The sequence below is a fragment of the Candidatus Planktophila versatilis genome (assembly GCF_002288345.1).
In the GTDB taxonomy this organism is placed as follows: domain Bacteria; phylum Actinomycetota; class Actinomycetes; order Nanopelagicales; family Nanopelagicaceae; genus Planktophila; species Planktophila versatilis_A.
The window spans coordinates 510,332-528,308 of record NZ_CP016781.1 but is presented as its reverse complement, the minus strand read 5'-3'; the positions used below and the strand labels follow the sequence as shown (position 1 = coordinate 528,308).

The following is a 17,977-nucleotide window of genomic DNA, read 5'->3' as shown; positions in this document are numbered from 1 at the left end:
GAGTAATGCTCAACCTGTGGTTGAGACAAGGTGGAATTCGAGCTTTCCCCGCGTGAGTGATTACTTTTTGGTTACGAAAGTCCCCAAAGTGGGGCTATTTATCCAGGGCAGCCTCAGGTGAAATCACGGCCTGGGCAACCTCTTTCATACTAAGGCGTCGGTCCATCGCCGCCCTTTGAATCCAGGAAAATGCCTCAGGTTCTGAAAGATTCAAAGCCTTCATCAAGATTCCTTTTGCGCGATCGATAATTTTACGAGTCTCTAGTCGCTCATGAAGATCTGCAACTTCAAGTGCCAGTGATTGCATCTGTGTGTGACGACTGATGGCTATTTCAATTGCAGGAACAAGATCGCCGATAGTAAATGGTTTAACCACGTATGCCATCACTCCAGCATCGCGCGCGCGGTCAATGAGCTCACGTTGGCTAAATGCGGTCAGCATTAAAACTGGCGCAGTTGCAATGATCTTTTCTGCCGCAGAAATGCCATCAAGCACCGGCATCTTCACATCAAGAATTGCAAGGTCCGGTTGGTGTTCTAACGCGAGTGCAATTGCTTCCTCGCCGTTAGTTGCTTGGGCAATGACGTCATAACCTGCTTCTTGCAACATTTCCACGAGGTCCATACGAATAAGAGCCTCATCTTCGGCAACCAGAATTCTGACAGCCTTCTTGGCACCCGCTTCATTGCTCATGTGCCTCGAGTCGGATTCGAACCGACACTATGCAGTGTTTGAGACTGCCCTCTCTACCGTTGGAGTACCGAGGCGTGAGCCCATATCGTATTAGAAGTCGGCAGATAGGTGAAACGGTGAGCGTTGTGGATTAACGATACGCAGGAACAACGCCGTTTACGGCATCACCCACAATGTGTACTCGCATCGCATTGGTTGAACCAGGTATTCCTGGTGGAGATCCAGCGACAATCACGACAGGCTCGCCTATTTCAGCACGCTTTCCATCGATAAGGATTTTATCTGCTTGTAAAACCATCTCATCAGTGTGCTTGACCATCGAAATTATCAATGACTCAACGCCCCACGTCAGTGCCAGCCGGTTATAGGTACCGACATCAGGAGTGATTGCAATGATAGGAATTGATGAACGAAGTCGTGAAATCCGACGCGCAGAGTCACCAGATTGAGTAAATGTCACCAGGAACTTGGCACCCAAAATTTCCCCTACTTCGGCCGCCGCTTTTGTGATCGCACCGCCCTTGGTGCGTGGATTTTTTGTTAATGGCCGGATTCGGTCAAGCCCAAGCTCTTCGGTGCGTTCAATAATGCGAGCCATTGTCTGCACCGCTTGAATAGCGAATTCACCCACGGCTGTCTCTCCTGAGAGCATGAGTGCATCTGCGCCATCAAGTACCGCATTTGCGCAGTCTGTTGCCTCCGCGCGAGTGGGAGAAGAGTTACTCATCATAGAATCAAGCATCTGTGTTGCAACTATGACTGGCTTTGCCGCATCACGGGAGAGCTCGATACAACGCTTTTGCACCATCGGAACATCTTCAATAGGCAGCTCAACACCGAGGTCGCCACGAGCAACCATAATTCCATCGAAGGCGGCAATAATTTCCTCTAAATTTGCTACCGCCTGAGGTTTTTCAATCTTTGCAATTACCGGAACTCTAATTCCAACCTCTTCCATGATGGCGTGAACAACTTTCACATCTGCTGCATTTCGAACGAAAGAGAGAGCGATAAAGTCCGCTCCAGCACGTAGTCCCCAACGGAGATCATCCTCATCTTTTTCTGACATCGCAGGCACCGAAACTGCCACACCCGGCAAGTTAATTCCCTTGTTATTGCTGACAAAACCCGGCTGGGTGCATTTTGTAATGACGTCGTTGCCCTTGACTTCCAATACTTCAACGGTAACTCTTCCATCATCGATAAGAATGCGATCGCCAGCTTTGCAATCTCCTGGCAGCCCCTTGTAAGTAGTACCAACGCGCTCTTTTGTGCCAGCAACTTCATCGGTGGTGATGGTGAAGATATCCCCACGTGATAGCTCGTGTGGTCCGTTTTCAAATCGAGCTAAACGAATCTTTGGTCCTTGCAAATCAACCAGAACTGCAACAGCTTTCTCTGCCTCTTTCGCAGCTGCACGCACTCGGTCTAGGCGCCCTTGGTGTTCTTCATAGGAACCATGGGAGAGATTTAAGCGAGCCATATTCATTCCGGCTTCGATGAGCTCCTTTACTTTCTCTGGAGACTCAACTGCTGGACCTAAGGTGCAAACTATTTTTGCGCGACGCATGTGATTACCCTATCTAGGCTTGTGGTGAAGTTACGGCGTCGCTGACGTGAACTTCGGGTGTAATGGCGATTAAGCCACTGGGTTAAACCTGATTTAAACCATTAGCGAGCGAGTAGTGGGCTCAATCGGTGAAGGTAACTGCGTCTCCCCCACGAGGTAGCGATCTACAGCTGCAGCAGCTGCGCGACCTTCGGCTATCGCCCAGACAATCAGTGATTGCCCGCGCCCAGCATCTCCTGCCACGAAGATTCCTTCTTCAGTTGATTGGAAATTCTCATCGCGGGAAATATTGCCACGATCATCATGGCCAACTTCAAGTTGTTCGATGATGGCAGACTTTTCTGGTCCAGTGAATCCCATAGCTAGGAAGACAAAGTCCGCCGGAATCTCGCGCTCAGTGCCTGGAACAGGTTCGAACTTTCCATTTTCAAACTTAGTTTCCACAATCTTAAGAGCTTTAAGGTTCCCGTTTCCATCGCCAATAAATTCTTGTGTGCTCACTGAGAAGACTCGGTTGTCGAGTTCTTCATGCGCACTAGATACGCGATAGATCATTGGGTAGGTCGGCCAAGGTTGTGATGAAGGACGTTCATCTGTTGGTCGCGGCATAATTTCAATTTGCGTGATGCTGGCCGCACCTTGTCGAATCGAAGTGCCTAAGCAATCCGCGCCGGTATCTCCGCCACCAAGAATGACTACATGTTTTCCAGCAACATTGATAGGTGACTCTTCGATTTCTCCCAAAGCTTGCTTATTTCCCCAAGGAAGAAATTCCATTGCTTGGTAGATGCCCTTGTTTTCGCGCCCTGGAATGGGAAGATCACGCCACTGCGTTGCACCGATTGCTAGAACGATTGCATCGTAGGTACTGCGAAGTTGGGCGCCAGTGAGGTCCACGCCGATATCAACACCTGGACGGAATCGAGTTCCTTCTTGCTCCATCTGTGCAAGTCGGCGGTCAACGATGTGCTTCTCCATCTTAAATTCTGGAATTCCATAACGAAGCAGGCCACCAATTTTATCTGCTCGCTCATAGACAGCAACTGTGTGACCAGCGCGAGTAAGTTGTTGCGCCGCAGCTAACCCGGCAGGGCCAGAGCCAATGACAGCCACAGTCTTTCCAGTAAGACGCTCAGGGGCTAGCGGCTTTACATTGTTATCATCAAATGCTTCTTCAATGGTGCGAAGTTCAATCTGCTTAATGGTGACAGCATCGCGGTTAATTCCGACAACACACGCTGTCTCACATGGCGCAGGACATAGGCGACCCGTGAACTCAGGGAAATTATTGGTAACGTGCAGACGATCAATAGCTTCGACTTTATCGCCACGAAAAATCAGGTCATTCCACTCTGGAATCAGGTTACCTAGGGGGCAACCAGAGTGGCAGAACGGAATTCCGCAATCCATGCAACGACCTGCTTGCTTTTGCAGATGTTCCATCGATTGAGGTTCATAAACTTCGCGCCAATCTTGAATACGAACATCGACCGGACGTCGCTTGGGCGTCTCGCGCGGAGTCGTCATAAATCCTTTTGGATCAGCCATTTGCTGCAACCTCCATTACATACTCATCAACCGGTAAACCTTCTCGGTTAGCCTTCTCAATCGCTGCTAGCACACGAGCGTAATCACGAGGCATAATCAGTGAGAAGCGCGCGAGCTCTGTCTCCCAATTCTTAAGGATTGATTCTGCAATTTCTGAACCCGTTTCAACGTGGAAAGAAGATAGCAAGGCACGAAGGTTTTCGCGCTGATCTGCCGGCACTGCCAAGACATCAACCATCTCGGTATTAACGATTGCGGTATCAAGGTCTAACACGAAAGCACGTCCACCAGACATACCTGCTGCAATATTTCGGCCAGTTTTGCCAAGAATGACCACTGTGCCACCGGTCATGTATTCAAGTGCGTGATCGCCCACGCCCTCAACAATTGCAGTAGCGCCAGAGTTGCGCACGCAGAATCTTTCACCAGCAAGACCGCGGATGTAGATATCTCCTGATGTCGCCCCATATCCAATGACGTTTCCGGAAATTACATTTGATTCAGATTTAAATGTGGCCTTCTCATCTGGGCGCACGATTACTCGGCCCCCTGAAATTCCCTTGCCCACATAATCATTGGCATCTCCATACATACGAATGGTCAGACCCTGTGGAATAAAAGCACCCAGTGATTGGCCCGCAGATCCATGCAGCGTCACATCAATAGTTCCGGCAGGAAGTCCTTCGGACCCATAACGACGTGTGATCTCGGCTCCCAACATTGTTCCAACCGTGCGGTTCACATTTCGCACTGGCACATCAATACGCACAGATTCTTTGGACTCAAGCGCTGCCTTTGATAGCTCGATGAGCTTGTTATCAAGTGCTGCTGCTAATCCGTGATCTTGCTGTGTGGTGTTATGTAAAGGCGAATCAACATCAGGGCGCATCAGAAGTGGAGAAAGATCTAAACCGCTCGCCTTCCAGTGATCAATAGCGGCGCGGGTATCAAGGTTTTCCACGTGGCCAATTGCCTCAAGCAATGTCTTGTAACCAAGGGATGCCAGAATTTCACGAACTTCTTCGGCAATGTATTCAAAGAATGTCTCAACAAATTCAGGCTTTCCAGAGAACTTCTTACGTAGCTCTGGGTTCTGGGTAGCGATACCGACCGGACATGTATCTAGATGACACACACGCATCATGATGCAACCAGAAACAACCAATGGCGCAGTTGCAAAACCGAATTCTTCTGCACCCAGTAGCGCTGCAATCACTACATCGCGACCTGTCTTCATCTGCCCATCTGCCTGCACAACGATGCGATCACGCAAGTTGTTAAGAAGCAGCGTCTGTTGGGTTTCGGCAAGGCCTAGCTCCCATGGAGCACCCGCATGCTTAAGTGAAGTAAGAGGAGATGCACCTGTTCCACCATCATGGCCAGAGATAAGAACAACATCTGCGTGTGCTTTAGAGACACCAGCTGCAACGGTTCCCACGCCCACTTCAGCAACAAGTTTGACGTGCACACGTGCATCCTTGTTAGCATTTTTTAAATCATGAATCAATTGCGCTAAATCTTCAATCGAATAAATATCGTGATGAGGGGGCGGGGAGATGAGTCCCACACCGGGAGTTGAAAGACGTGCTTGTGCGATCCATGGATAGACCTTGAATCCAGGAAGTTGGCCACCTTCACCAGGCTTAGCACCCTGTGCCACTTTGATCTGAATATCTGTGGCGTTGGTGAGGTAATTACTTGTCACGCCAAATCGACCGGATGCAACTTGCTTGATTGCACTGTTCTTGGAATCACCGTTAGCCATCGGAAGGAAGCGTGAGGCATCTTCTCCGCCTTCACCTGTATTTGATTTACCGCCCATACGGTTCATGGCAATAGCCAGCGTCTCATGGACTTCTTGTGAAACCGAGCCATAAGACATCGCACCAGTTGAGAATCGCTTCACAATTTGCGAAATTGGCTCAACTTCATCAATAGAGATTGGCGCGCGCTGTGAGGTGTTAAATTCAAAGAGCCCACGCAGAGTCATCAGAGTTTTACTCTGATCATTAACCTGATTGGTATAGCGCTTGAAGATGTCATAACGCTTATTGCGAGTTGCATGCTGAAGTGCGAAAACGGTCTCTGGATTAAATAAATGTGGCTCACCATCGCGGCGCCATTGATATTCCCCGCCAACAGCTAAGCGCTTGGCGCCAGGAATCTCTCCCCCAACCGGGTATGCCAGGTGATGACGTCTGATTGTCTCTTGCGCAATGACATCCAGGCTCACTCCACCTAAACGAGAAGTGGTTCCGACAAAGTATTCGTCAACGAGATCTTGCCCCAGACCAATCGCTTCAAAGACCTGCGCTCCGGTATAGGAGGCGATAGTTGAAATACCCATCTTGGACATTACTTTAAGAACGCCTTTGCCCAGCGCCTTAATAACGTTGGCAACCGCCTTTTCCGGGGTAATGCCGGTGATAACTCCTTGCGTTACTAAATCTTCAGCAGTTTCCATCACTAGGTATGGATTTACTGCAGCTGCGCCATAACCAATCAGAAGTGCAACGTGGTGAACTTCTCGAACATCGCCCGCTTCGACAACGAGGCCAACTTTGGTGCGAGTCTTCTCACGAATTAGGTGGTGGTGCACGGCGGCGGTAAGTAGAAGTGAAGGAATTGGGCAATCTTCGGCATCGCCATCACGATCAGAGAGAACGATGATGTGTGCGCCATTAGCAATCGCTTGGGAAACTTCCTTCTTAATCTCTTCCAAACGAGTGTGCAGGGTGTTGCCATCACCTGTGACCGGGAAGAGTCCCCGAACAACGTAGGACTCAAGTTCAGGATAATTATCATCGGCATTAACGTGAATAATCTTTGCGAGCTCATCGTTGTTAATTACCGGGAAGGCAATGGAAATCTGGCGGCATGACTCAGGACCAGGATCAAGCAGATTGTGTTCTGGACCGATAGCTCCACCCAAGCTTGTTACTAACTCTTCACGAATAGCATCCAGTGGCGGATTAGTTACTTGCGCAAAGAGCTGAGTGAAGTAATCAAAGAGCAGGCGTGGCTTTGCCGATAGAGCAGCGATTGGCGTATCAGTTCCCATGGAACCAAGTGCTTCTCCCCCACCTTTTGCCATTGGAGTGACGATAATCTTAATTTCTTCCTCTGTATATCCAAATGCCTTTTGACGACGCAGCACTGACTTGTGTGGATAAACAATATGTTCGCGCGCCGGAAGATCTGAAAGTCTGATCATTCCATCGGCTAACCAGCTGCCATATGGCGCGGCATCAGCTAGTGAATCTTTAATCTCATCATCTTCAATAATGCGGCCAGCTTCGATATCAACTAGGAACATTTTTCCTGGTTGCAAACGACCCTTACGGACAATCTTCTCCGCCGGAATATCAAGTACGCCTACTTCAGAGGCGAGAACAACGAGACCGTCAGCTGTTACCCAGTATCGAGATGGGCGCAAACCATTGCGGTCCAGCACAGCGCCCACTTGGTGGCCGTCTGTGAAAGTAACGCAGGCTGGTCCATCCCATGGCTCCATCAGTGAGGAATGAAATGCATAGAAGTCGCGCCGCTTCTGTGACATGGTCGCGTGGTTCTCCCACGCTTCTGGAATCATCATCAAAACTGCGTGTGGCAGTGAGCGACCGCCGAGATAGAGAAGTTCTAGTACTTCATCAAATGAAGCTGAGTCAGAACCTGACATTTCAACGATAGGAAATAGTCGGGTTAGATCTTTGCCTAAGACATCACTTTCAAGAAGTGATTCGCGAGCTCGCATCCAATTTCTATTTCCCTTTACTGTGTTGATTTCGCCGTTGTGGGCGATGAATCGATACGGGTGGGCAAGTGGCCATGATGGGAATGTGTTGGTAGAAAAACGTGAGTGCACCAGAGCCAGTGGAGAAACAACACGAGTATCACTGAGATCTGGGAAGAATTCTTCTAATTGTCCGGTTGTCAGCATGCCCTTGTAAACAATTGTCTGTGATGACAATGAAGGGAAATAGAGATCAAGTGCGTGCTCAGCACGCTTGCGAAGTGCGAATGCCAAACGGTCAAGAGCGATTCCTGATTCATTTTTCTTTCCAGCAACGAAGAGTTGCTCAAAGCGCGGCATAACAGAGAGGGCGGTCTTTCCTAGAGCAGAAGAATTAATTGGTAGCTCGCGCCAACCAAGGACGGTGAGACCTTCTTCATCTGCGAGCTTTGCAATCTGTGCGCGAACCTCGGCGCCTTGTGCAATAAATGCTATTCCAGTTGCGTAGGATCCTTCGACAGGTAGCGTAAATGAAACTTCGGCGCGATAAAAAGCATCAGGGACTCGAATCAGAATTCCGGCACCATCACCACTATCTGGTTCTGCACCAGATGCGCCACGGTGTTCTAGATTGCGAAGTGCAGTAAGTGCTTTGGCAACAATGTCATGTGTAGCAATTTTATTTAAGGTGGCAACCATCGCAACGCCGCATGCATCGTGTTCTTGTGCAGGATCGTAAAGACCCTCTGCGACAGGATAATTCGATGAAAGTGCCATTCGCTGATGCCCCTCTATTTCTAGCTAACTCAGGGACATCATTGGCCCAACTATCTTAAAATCTACTGGTCAAAAGGGTAGCAAGGGGGTGCTTTAGATGCCACTCAAATGCAAGAGGTGACCAATCCCGGCGGTGATAGCCATACCCAAGACGCCGCCCGCCATGACTCGCAGTGTCGGGGTCAGTATCTTCGCCCCAGCTGTGCGCGCGCTCACAACTCCGGTAATTACCAGACCCACGATGGTGAATCCAACGATGCTCGATGCGGCTGCTCCGAAGGTCGGTGCGAATGCGCCCACAAATGGAATTAACCCTCCGAGCGTAAATGCGATTGCCGATGCCACCGCTGCTTGCACTGGACGTGCCTTTGTATGCGGATGCTGACCTAGTTCATCGCGTAGATGCGCTTCCAATGGATTGCGCTCATGCATGGCATGAACAACCTGCACCGCAAGTTCACGAGATAGCCCGCGCTCCATATAGATATGTACAAGTTCTTCAAACTCGCCTTCCGGATCAATTGCTAGATGCTCAATCTCCAGGAGTCTGTCTGATTCTTCAATATCATTTTGTGATCTAACCGAGACATATTCACCAACAGCCATCGACATCGCACCAGCGGCAATTCCGGCAGCACCTGCCGTGATAAGGAAACTCTGCTCACCGGCGCGAGCAGCTGCAACGCCAATCATGAGCGAGGCAGTTGAAACTAAACCATCGTTTGCACCAAGGACGGCAGCCCGCAACCAACCAGCACGGTGGGTGCGGTGATGCAGATTGCGCTGGAATACATCCTCTAAAGCCATATGCGAATCCTACCTTGTCCGTCGATAAAACTTCAGAAATGCTGCACCTGCCCCAAGAAACAACAATCCGGCAACATATTGATTCAGGCGAAGTCCGGCAAAAGACTGGGCCGAATCAATACGTATAGCTTCAAAGAAGAAACGCCCGAAGCAGTAAAGTGTGATGTAAAGCAGAAAGATAGATCCTGGGACTAGACGCTTTCGCGCGGCGAGTAACACTGCGGCAATAAGAAAGCACCACAGTGATTCATAGAGAAATGCGGGGTGAAAGGTTTCGAAGTTTTCATATCCAGCCGGGCGAGATTGCAGTGGAATCGAAAGTGCCCACGGTGCATCAAGTGGGCGACCAAAGAGCTCAGCATTAAACCAATTTCCCCAGCGCCCTATCGCCTGGGCAATTGCGATACCCGGTGCAAGTGCATCGGCAAAATAGGCAAAAGATGGCAAATCTTTCGCCGATGCAATTCTCTTATAGTAAAAAAAGGCAACCACGCTACCGAGTGCAATCGCGCCCCAAATTCCAAGGCCGCCATTCCAGATTTTGAAGATATCAAGAGCCCGAGAATTTGCACCAAAGTAATTTTCTGGTGATGTCACTACGTGATAGAGACGGCCACCGATTACACCAGCAGGGATTGCAAATACGGCAACATCTGCAACGACACCCACTCCTTGCGGGAAGTAGGTGAGAAACCTGCGATTGCCTAACCAGATTGCGAGTGCAACCCCGGCAATAATGCAGAGAGCATAGAAGTGGATCGTGAGCGGACCAATTTCAAACGCCGAAATAGTTGGCGTTGGAATTGCACTGCGCAAAAATTATCCGCGCTCTACAGCGGCGATAAAGAGAGCCGGATCGTAATAGGCATTGCGATCTAGTTCCTTACCGTTGATAAAGACTGTTGGAGTTGAATTCACATCACTCTGTGCAGCGGAGGCTTGCACATTTCCCACCCAATCAGCATAGGTGCCATTGTTGACACACTTTTCATATTCTTTTGACTTAATACCCACTGATTCCCCAGCTGCAACAAGTGCTTCATTAGTCCAGGCTCCGGAATTTTCTCGAGGTTGAGTCTGATAGAGCATCTTGTGGAGAGCTAAGAATTTACCTTCGTCGGCCGAGCATGCTGCTGCATTTGCCGCGATTACGGATTCGGGACCGAGAAATGAGAGAGTGTGGAAGACAACAGTTGCCTTCTTATCTTCAATTATTGAGTCAAGGTACTGACCTTGGGTTCCTTCAAAACGTGCGCAGCTAGGGCATTGGAAATCTTCATAAATATCAAGGACAGGAACGCCGGTGAGTTCACCATTAAAGACAATTCCATATCCTCGTTCTGCGGAAACACTCGCTGGAATCTTTGCAGCTAGCTTGGTCTGCTTAGAGATAATCGTTGGTACGAGCATAATTAGGACTACACCGAGTACAACACCAATAACAAGGTTGCGAGTGAAGTTATCTTTCCCAGGTTGTGGCTTCGCGCTCATTTCATATCCCTTTTTCTAGATTCAGTTTCTGCGAGGATTTATCAAGGCTAAATTTACTTTGTGGGTAGCGAAAAAGATAAATCCCAAGGGCCAATAGGCCGGTGTCTCGTAGCAGTGGAGTGATGTAATTCGCAGTTCCAGGCTCAACCTGGCCTCCCCCTCCAAAGCAGCCACAGTCGATAGAAAGGCCTCGCGCCCACGCCTGTGAGATGCCAATAACGAAGACCACCATGAGCAAGGCGCTGAGCGCTGCTGTGATTCGAGTAGCTGCGCCGAGGATCAGAAGCAAACCCATCCCGATTTCAGCGAATGGCAGAACTATGCCGATGAAATTAGCTAGAGCGATAGGAAGCATTTCGTAGGCTCGCACAGCCATCTGCGATTTATCAATCTCGTCATACTTTAAATATCCAGCAACGAGCAGAACTCCACCCAAGGTCAATCGTGAAGCTAGACCAAACCACAACTTAAATTCTCTCATCGTCCTTCACGTACCCCTTGTGATAGTTGCTCCGCTAACTCACGCACAGCAATTAAACCACTTGCTTCATCTTCTGACTCCAAAAGTTTATTGATAAATGCTGACCCAACTATTACACCGTCGGCATACCCTGCCACGCCCTTGGCTTGCTCTCTCGTTGAAACACCGAGTCCCACCGCCACCGCCGTATCCGTACTCTTTCGAATCCGAGCAACGAGATCTGGCGCACCGGATGAAACACTTGTGCGTGTTCCTGTCACACCCATCAGTGAAGCCGCATAGACAAAACCACTGCAATGATCAGTCACACTGGTAAGTCGTGCATCTTTCGTGCTTGGCGCAACAACGTAGATTGAGTTAATTTCACTTTGCGCAACAGCGGCCGTCCAGGCTGCTGATTCTTCAATAGTTAAATCGGGAGTAATAACACCAGAGCCGCCGTTGTCTGAAATCGCTTGGGCAAACTTTTCTACTCCGTATTTTTCAATCGGGTTCCAATACGTCATCACAACTGCTGGCACACCTAAATCTGTGGCGTGCTTGAGTGCTTCGAAAACTTCCTTCGCCCCAGTGCCCTGCGATAGCGCCCTATCGGCTGCAGCTTGGATCGTTGGGCCATCCATCACTGGATCGCTATAGGGAAAACCGATTTCGATTGCATCAACGCCGCCATCGACAAATGCTTGAATTACCTTTTTGCATCCCTCTTGAGTGGGAAAACCTGCCGGGATGTAAGCAATAAGCGCTGCGCGATTTTCGCTGCGAACGGTAGTGAAAAGGGTTTCAAGCGGTGTGCTCATTTAAAGTGGAATTCCAAAATACTGCGCCGCCGTTTGCACATCTTTATCTCCGCGGCCAGAGAGATTAATCAGAATAATTGCATCAGGACCAAGTTCTTTACCCACCTGCATCGCACCAGCCAGAGCATGCGCCGTTTCAATCGCAGGAATGATTCCCTCGGTCTTTGAAAGAAGTGAGAATGCTTCCATCGCCTGCGCGTCAGTGATAGCTCGGTATTCCGCTCTACCTACGTCATGAAGGTAGGCATGTTCTGGGCCCACACCCGGATAATCAAGACCCGCCGAAATCGAATGAGATTCAATTGTCTGTCCATTGGCATCTTGTAATACATAAGTTCGATTTCCGTGAAGAACTCCCGGTGATCCCCCGGTAATAGTTGCTGCATGGCGACCAGTTTCAACACCATCTCCTGCTGCCTCGAGTCCAATCAGTCGTACAGATTCATCGGAAATAAAGCGATGGAAAATTCCAATTGCATTAGATCCGCCGCCCACACATGCCATCACGGCATCCGGCAATCTTCCGGTCAGTGCCAATACCTGTTCGCGAGATTCTTCGCCAATAATCTTATGGAAATCACGGACCATCGATGGGAATGGATGCGGTCCGGCTACTGTGCCCAGCATGTAATGCGTTGTCTCAACGTTAGTAACCCAATCGCGCATTGCTTCGTTAATTGCATCTTTGAGTGTGCGAGAACCAGACGTCACTGGAATAACTTCGGCGCCAAGTAACTTCATGCGCGCAACATTCAGTGATTGACGTCTTGTATCTTCTTCGCCCATGTAGACAACACATTCAAGACCCATCAATGCCGCAGCAGTTGCTGAAGCAACACCATGTTGACCGGCACCGGTCTCAGCAATAATGCGTTTCTTGCCCATTCGCTTTGTCAGAAGTGCTTGACCTAAAACGTTATTTATTTTATGACTTCCAGTGTGATTGAGATCTTCTCGCTTGAGCAGAATTCGCGCTCCACCTGCATGCTCAGCGAATCTTTTTGCCTCTGTAATGATGCTGGGACGACCGGTATAGGTGCGATGTAACTCTGCTAATTCGGCGATAAAAGTTGGATCGGTTTGGGCAAAAATTCTTGCCGCATCTAACTCTTCAAGAGCACCGATAAGTGCTTCGGGAACGAACCGGCCGCCATAGGGACCAAAATGTCCGGCTATCTCGGCTAGCGCGTTCTCGGCAGTCGTAGTCATAAGCCCAAGACTACCGGCGACCCAGCAACTCCTGCATCGCAGAAATCGGATCCCCAGACTTAACCAGCGCTTCACCGACCAAAATCACAGAAGCTCCACAGTTTTGCGCACCCTGAACATCACTTCGGCTCGAGATTCCAGACTCGGCCACTCGGATAATCTCATCGGGAATCTGCGGGATGAGATCAGCGAAGGCCCGGGTATCGACATCGAGAGTCTTAAGGTTGCGAGAGTTGATGCCAATCATGCGTGGTGAAATCTCCATCGCACTTTCTAGCTCTTGCGCAGTGTGGACTTCAATCAGTGAAGCCATCCCAAGTTCGCAGGAGAGGTCATAAAAATCCTTGAGTTGAGAACGAGAAAGAGCAGCAACAATAAGAAGCACAATATCGGCGGCATGTGCCCGTGCTTCTAGGAATTGATACTCATCAACCATAAAGTCTTTGCGAAGCACCGGAATTGTTACCCGTGCCCGCACCACATCGAGATCTTCAAGTGAGCCGGCAAAACGACGACGCTCGGTAAGAACACTGACTGCAGCTGCACCGGCTTCTTGATATTGCTCTGCTAACGCAGCTGGATCTGTAATGGGTGCAAGTGCGCCCTTACTTGGAGATGATCGCTTTACTTCAGCAATCACATTCATCTCAGATTGTGAAAGGAATGCATAAGCATCTAGTGGTTTTGCCGCATTCTCCATCGCTTCATGAATCTGCGATAGCGGCAGTCGACGCATGGCAAGATCTTCACGGACACCCTCAATAATTGAATCAAGAACGCTCATTGCTTTTCCTCTGTGGGATCGATGCCTTTATCCAGTGCGTTCCACTGGGTGAGAGTTCGCGGAGCTCGCTCATACCGAGTTGAGAGTCGAAGTCTGCGACTTAGAATAATTGCAATCGTTGCCACGCAGATTAGTGAGATGAGAATTTTCACCGTTTTTATCGCTTCATCTCATTGGCAGCTGCGATAGCGCCCAAAACAGCCGCTGCCTTATTAAGGGTCTCATCATTTTCGGCAGTGGAATCAGAGTCCGCAACAATTCCGGCGCCAGCTTGCACATATGCGATCCCGTTATGCACCAGCGCCGTGCGAATCGCGATACAGGTATCAATATTGCCGGTGAAATCAAAGTATCCGATTGCTCCACCATAGAGCGCGCGACGTGTGGGCTCAAGGGATTCAATAATCTCCATCGCTCGCGGCTTTGGAGCGCCGGAGAGTGTTCCGGCAGGAAAGACTGAAAAGAGTGCGTCAATCGGTGACTTATCACTTGCAAGTTCGCCCACGACGGTAGAAACAATATGCATCACATGGGAATAACGTTCGATGTGCATAAAATCAATTACTTCAACAGAACCAGGTGCGCAGATGCGACCTAAATCATTACGTCCCAGATCTACCAACATCAAATGTTCTGCCCGCTCTTTAGGATCTGCCAGTAACTCTTCGCCTAATCGCACATCTTCTTCAATGGAGTCAGAGCGTTTGCGAGTTCCGGCAATGGGGTGCACCATCACTTGCTTACCGGTGACTTTCACAAGTGCTTCCGGACTTGAACCAACAACGTCATATCCATCTTCAAATCTAAAGAGATACATATATGGGCTGGGGTTATTAAGGCGCAGCATGCGATAGATATCAAGCGCATCAGCCGAGGTAGGCATGGAAAATCTCTGCGAGAGAACTATCTGAAAAGCTTCACCTGCACGAATTTCCTCCTTTGCAATTTCCACCTTGCTTTTGAAATCTTGCTCGCTCATACTGCGATCAAAGATAGGTTTATCAAAGGAGGGAAGGGCCGATACATCTCCAGCGATGGAACCGAGTAGCTCCTTTTGCATCCGGTCTAAGCGAGAGACTGCATCACGATATGAATCATCGACGCGCTCACTTGATCCATCCCAGTTGATTGCATTGGCAATCAAGATGATGGTGCCATCTGAGTGATCCATGACAACTAGATCACTGGTAAGCATGAAGGAGATTTCAGGAAGTTCAATATCGCGCGCAGAAGTTGTTGGCAACTTCTCTAACCGGCGCACTGCGTCATAGCCCATATATCCAACGAGTCCACCGGTCAGAGTTGGTAAGCCCTCAATTTTTGGTGATTTTAAATGGGCAACACTTTGACGTAGCGCAGTCAGTGGATCGACTCCTGTCGGAACTCCTACCGGAGGTTTTCCAATCCAGAGCGCTTGCCCATCTTTTTCGGTCAACGTGGTCTGACTTTTCACCCCGATAAATGAATATCGGGACCATACTCCCCCGTGCTCTGCCGACTCCAGCAGAAAGGTCCCAGGCTTATTTTGAGCTAACTTCTTATAGATATTAAGTGGCGTTTCGCCATCAGCAAGAAGTTTTCGATAAACCGGAATGACATTGTGAGATTGTGCGTGCTTGCGAAATTCTTTAATTTTCATGAGAAATTACCAAGGCTTTGGTGAAAGCAAGTCTGGTCACCGGTGTGACAGGCGGCCCCCACTTGGTCGACGGTAATCAGAAGTGCATCGCCATCACAATCAAGTGCCACCGAATGCACCATCTGGGTATGTCCCGATGTTTCACCTTTTACCCAGATCTCATTGCGACTTCGGGAAAAGTAAGTTGCCTTGCCGGTTGCAAGAGTCAACGCGAGTGCTTCGGTATTCATATAGGCAAGCATGAGTACTTCTCGGGAATTAACATCTTGTGCGATTGCAGGGATCAAAGTTGTTGGGTCTTTTAAGAGCGCGAGTATTTCTGGGGAAAGTTCAGCTCTCATGTGCTCATTCTGCCTTACGCGCTCTGGGTATTGCGCACCGAATAATTCTGAGCAGTCAGATATTTCTTCACATCCCCGATGCGATGCACCCCAAAGTGAAAGACGCTTGCTGCAAGCAGGGCATCGGCCCCAGCATCCAGGGCGGCGCTGAAGTCTTCCAGGGTTCCCGCCCCTCCACTTGCGATTAGGGGAACTTTTGCCACAGCTCGTACTGCCTTGATCATTCCGATGTCATATCCGGCGCGAGTTCCATCGGCATCCATTGAGTTGAGCAATATTTCACCGACTCCTAGTGCGCATGCTTTTTCAACCCAAGTAAGTGCATCGATGCCAGCACTCTGGCGACCGCCATGAGTCGTTACCTCAAAACCGGATTCAGTTCGGGCCCGGCGGGCATCGATAGAGATCACAAGAACTTGCGAACCAAAACGATCTGCAATTTCAGAGATGAGTTCTGGTCTCGCAATCGCGGCAGTATTGATACTGATTTTATCCGCACCGGCACGTAGTAAGCGGTCCACATCTTCCACCGTGCGAATACCGCCGCCTACCGTCAGTGGAATAAAAACTTGTTCGGCAGTTCGGCGCACCACATCAAGAGTTGTTTCGCGCCCGGCAACACTTGCCGAAATATCTAAGAAGGTGAGTTCATCAGCGCCCTCTTTGTTATAGAGCGCAGCCATTTCTACCGGATCGCCCGCATCTACAAGATCTGTGAAGTTAACTCCCTTCACCACTCGGCCATCAGTGACATCAAGGCACGGAATGATTCGTACGGAAAGACTCATGATCGTGTCTGCTCGAGTGCTTGGGCAAGAGTGAAGGCACCGGCATAGAGCGCTTTGCCCACAATCGCACCTTCCACGCCAAGTGAGTTCAGCGCTGAAAGTGCGGCGATATCTGCCAAAGATGAAATTCCACCCGATGCAACTACTGGCTTTGAAGTAACAGCACACACCTCTTTGAGTAACTCAATATTTGGTCCTTGCAGAGTTCCATCTTTAGTTACATCAGTAACCACATAGCGCGCACATCCATCACGCTCTAAGCGCTCAATAGTTTCAAAGAGATCTCCACCTTCTTTGGTCCACCCACGTGCGGCAAGAACATGTCCGCGCACATCAAGGCCCACCGCAATCCGATCACCGTGTTCGGCAATCACGCGAGCAGTCCACTCTGGATTTTCTAACGCTGCAGTTCCAAGATTGACACGAGTACATCCTGTTGCAAGTGCTCGCGCAAGTGATTCATCATCACGAATTCCCCCAGAAAGCTCCACCTTGATATCGAGTCGGCCAACAACTTCTGCTAACTGCGCACTGTTCTCACCGATTCCGAAGGCGGCATCGAGATCTACCAGGTGTAACCATTCGGCCCCTGCTGCTTGAAATTCCAAGGCAACTTCAAGCGGATTGCCGTAAGCAGTCTCGGCGCTGAGTTCGCCTTGGACAAGCCTGACGGCGCGACCATCTTTGACATCCACTGCTGGAAGTAGCTCTAAATAACTCATAACGTCTGCGTCCAATTCTTAATTACATGTATTCCGGCATCGGATGACTTTTCTGGGTGAAATTGGGTAGCGCTCAGCGCGCCATCTTCTATGGCGGCAATGAAATCCTCACCATGATGGGCAAGGGTGGACATCACTCTCACCGATTCTTTCGCTGCATATGAGTGCACGAAATAAAATGATTGATCTTCAACTCCTGCAAAGAGCGTGCTACCTGCAGCAGGACGGACGGTATTCCATCCCATATGCGGCAATATCGGTGCGTTGAGTTTTTCAACAGTGGCGCCCCACATTCCAACTCCCGCATGCTCGCCATGTTCAATGCCGCGTGCAAAAAGAATCTGCATACCAACACAAATTCCAAGAGTTGGACGCTTTGCCGCAAAACGTTCGCGCACAATCTGATCTCCGCGGACCTTGAGAAGTCCTTGCATGCAGGCAGCAAATGCACCCACACCCGGAACGACTAAGCCTTCAGCATTGAGGGCAGTTTCGTAATCAGAGGTAATAAGAACTTCTTTACCGGATGTTTCAAAGGCTCGTTGAGCTGAGCGAAGGTTTCCAGAGCCGTAATCGAGAATTGCAATCACGAA

16 protein-coding genes and 1 tRNA gene are annotated in these 17,977 nt (G+C 49.5%); all 17 read right to left on the bottom strand.

Annotated elements, in window-relative coordinates:
* Window positions 1-94: 94 nt before the first annotated feature.
* On the bottom strand, window positions 95-694 hold the full coding sequence (locus A1sIIB142_RS02680; RefSeq protein ID WP_095693571.1) for an ANTAR domain-containing response regulator: 600 nt from the start codon (window positions 692-694) through the stop codon (window positions 95-97).
* Between the two features lies 1 nt (window position 695).
* Window positions 696-768, bottom strand: a tRNA-Leu gene (locus A1sIIB142_RS02675).
* A 56-nt stretch (window positions 769-824) separates the two neighbouring features.
* Window positions 825-2,264 carry a pyruvate kinase gene (gene pyk / locus A1sIIB142_RS02670; RefSeq protein WP_095693570.1) on the bottom strand — a complete coding sequence of 480 codons (1,440 nt, stop codon included), beginning with the start codon at window positions 2,262-2,264 and terminating at the stop codon, window positions 825-827.
* A gap of 93 nt (window positions 2,265-2,357) precedes the next feature.
* Entirely contained in the window at window positions 2,358-3,812 is a 1,455-nt protein-coding gene (locus A1sIIB142_RS02665; protein WP_095693569.1) for a glutamate synthase subunit beta, read from the bottom strand.
* On the bottom strand, window positions 3,805-8,322 hold the full coding sequence (gene gltB, locus A1sIIB142_RS02660; RefSeq protein ID WP_095693568.1) for a glutamate synthase large subunit: 4,518 nt from the start codon (window positions 8,320-8,322) through the stop codon (window positions 3,805-3,807). Before gltB ends, A1sIIB142_RS02665 begins: the two co-directional genes overlap by 8 nt.
* A 93-nt stretch (window positions 8,323-8,415) precedes the next feature.
* Entirely contained in the window at window positions 8,416-9,129 is a 714-nt protein-coding gene (locus A1sIIB142_RS02655) for a VIT1/CCC1 transporter family protein (protein ID WP_095693567.1), read from the bottom strand.
* Between the two features lie 9 nt (window positions 9,130-9,138).
* A complete protein-coding gene (gene lgt, locus A1sIIB142_RS02650; RefSeq protein ID WP_095693566.1) occupies window positions 9,139-9,945 on the bottom strand; it encodes a prolipoprotein diacylglyceryl transferase in 807 nt (268 codons plus the stop codon).
* 3 nt (window positions 9,946-9,948) lie between these two features.
* Window positions 9,949-10,620 (bottom strand): DsbA family protein, encoded by a 672-nt coding sequence (locus A1sIIB142_RS02645; RefSeq protein ID WP_095693565.1) that lies wholly within the window; start codon window positions 10,618-10,620, stop codon window positions 9,949-9,951.
* A gap of 1 nt (window position 10,621) precedes the next feature.
* Window positions 10,622-11,101 carry a MauE/DoxX family redox-associated membrane protein gene (locus A1sIIB142_RS02640; RefSeq protein WP_095693564.1) on the bottom strand — a complete coding sequence of 160 codons (480 nt, stop codon included), beginning with the start codon at window positions 11,099-11,101 and terminating at the stop codon, window positions 10,622-10,624.
* Complete coding sequence (gene trpA, locus A1sIIB142_RS02635) at window positions 11,098-11,901, bottom strand: tryptophan synthase subunit alpha (protein ID WP_095693563.1); 804 nt, start codon at window positions 11,899-11,901, stop codon at window positions 11,098-11,100. The genes A1sIIB142_RS02640 and trpA overlap by 4 nt, the downstream gene beginning before the upstream one ends.
* Window positions 11,902-13,110, bottom strand: a complete 1,209-nt coding sequence (gene trpB / locus A1sIIB142_RS02630; RefSeq protein ID WP_095693562.1) for a tryptophan synthase subunit beta — start codon at window positions 13,108-13,110, stop codon at window positions 11,902-11,904.
* 10 nt (window positions 13,111-13,120) lie between these two features.
* On the bottom strand, window positions 13,121-13,894 hold the full coding sequence (gene trpC, locus A1sIIB142_RS02625) for an indole-3-glycerol phosphate synthase TrpC (RefSeq protein ID WP_095693561.1): 774 nt from the start codon (window positions 13,892-13,894) through the stop codon (window positions 13,121-13,123).
* 157 nt (window positions 13,895-14,051) lie between these two features.
* Window positions 14,052-15,533 carry an anthranilate synthase component I gene (locus tag A1sIIB142_RS02620; protein ID WP_095693560.1) on the bottom strand — a complete coding sequence of 494 codons (1,482 nt, stop codon included), beginning with the start codon at window positions 15,531-15,533 and terminating at the stop codon, window positions 14,052-14,054.
* A complete protein-coding gene (hisI, locus tag A1sIIB142_RS02615; RefSeq protein WP_095693559.1) occupies window positions 15,530-15,874 on the bottom strand; it encodes a phosphoribosyl-AMP cyclohydrolase in 345 nt (114 codons plus the stop codon). Before hisI ends, A1sIIB142_RS02620 begins: the two co-directional genes overlap by 4 nt.
* A 14-nt stretch (window positions 15,875-15,888) precedes the next feature.
* Complete coding sequence (gene hisF, locus A1sIIB142_RS02610) at window positions 15,889-16,662, bottom strand: imidazole glycerol phosphate synthase subunit HisF (protein ID WP_095693558.1); 774 nt, start codon at window positions 16,660-16,662, stop codon at window positions 15,889-15,891.
* A complete protein-coding gene (priA, locus tag A1sIIB142_RS02605) occupies window positions 16,659-17,384 on the bottom strand; it encodes a bifunctional 1-(5-phosphoribosyl)-5-((5-phosphoribosylamino)methylideneamino)imidazole-4-carboxamide isomerase/phosphoribosylanthranilate isomerase PriA (protein ID WP_095693557.1) in 726 nt (241 codons plus the stop codon). Before priA ends, hisF begins: the two co-directional genes overlap by 4 nt.
* Window positions 17,381-17,974 (bottom strand): imidazole glycerol phosphate synthase subunit HisH, encoded by a 594-nt coding sequence (hisH, locus tag A1sIIB142_RS02600; protein WP_223299214.1) that lies wholly within the window; start codon window positions 17,972-17,974, stop codon window positions 17,381-17,383. Before hisH ends, priA begins: the two co-directional genes overlap by 4 nt.
* Between the last annotated feature and the right edge of the window lie 3 nt (window positions 17,975-17,977).

Excerpts from the sequence above, each read along its gene's own strand:
- A1sIIB142_RS02680 (WP_095693571.1), bottom strand. The coding sequence starts at position 694 with ATGAGCAATGAAGCGGGTGCCAAGAAGGCTGTCAGAATTCTGGTTGCC.
- pyk (WP_095693570.1), bottom strand. The coding sequence starts at position 2,264 with ATGCGTCGCGCAAAAATAGTTTGCACCTTAGGTCCAGCAGTTGAGTCT.
- A1sIIB142_RS02665 (WP_095693569.1), bottom strand. The coding sequence starts at position 3,812 with ATGGCTGATCCAAAAGGATTTATGACGACTCCGCGCGAGACGCCCAAG.
- gltB (WP_095693568.1), bottom strand. The coding sequence starts at position 8,322 with ATGGCACTTTCATCGAATTATCCTGTCGCAGAGGGTCTTTACGATCCT.
- A1sIIB142_RS02655 (WP_095693567.1), bottom strand. The coding sequence starts at position 9,129 with ATGGCTTTAGAGGATGTATTCCAGCGCAATCTGCATCACCGCACCCAC.
- A1sIIB142_RS02645 (WP_095693565.1), bottom strand. The coding sequence starts at position 10,620 with ATGAGCGCGAAGCCACAACCTGGGAAAGATAACTTCACTCGCAACCTT.
- A1sIIB142_RS02640 (WP_095693564.1), bottom strand. The coding sequence starts at position 11,101 with ATGAGAGAATTTAAGTTGTGGTTTGGTCTAGCTTCACGATTGACCTTG.
- trpA (WP_095693563.1), bottom strand. The coding sequence starts at position 11,901 with ATGAGCACACCGCTTGAAACCCTTTTCACTACCGTTCGCAGCGAAAAT.
- trpB (WP_095693562.1), bottom strand. The coding sequence starts at position 13,110 with ATGACTACGACTGCCGAGAACGCGCTAGCCGAGATAGCCGGACATTTT.
- trpC (WP_095693561.1), bottom strand. The coding sequence starts at position 13,894 with ATGAGCGTTCTTGATTCAATTATTGAGGGTGTCCGTGAAGATCTTGCC.
- A1sIIB142_RS02620 (WP_095693560.1), bottom strand. The coding sequence starts at position 15,533 with ATGAAAATTAAAGAATTTCGCAAGCACGCACAATCTCACAATGTCATT.
- hisI (WP_095693559.1), bottom strand. The coding sequence starts at position 15,874 with ATGAGAGCTGAACTTTCCCCAGAAATACTCGCGCTCTTAAAAGACCCA.
- hisF (WP_095693558.1), bottom strand. The coding sequence starts at position 16,662 with ATGAGTCTTTCCGTACGAATCATTCCGTGCCTTGATGTCACTGATGGC.
- priA (WP_095693557.1), bottom strand. The coding sequence starts at position 17,384 with ATGAGTTATTTAGAGCTACTTCCAGCAGTGGATGTCAAAGATGGTCGC.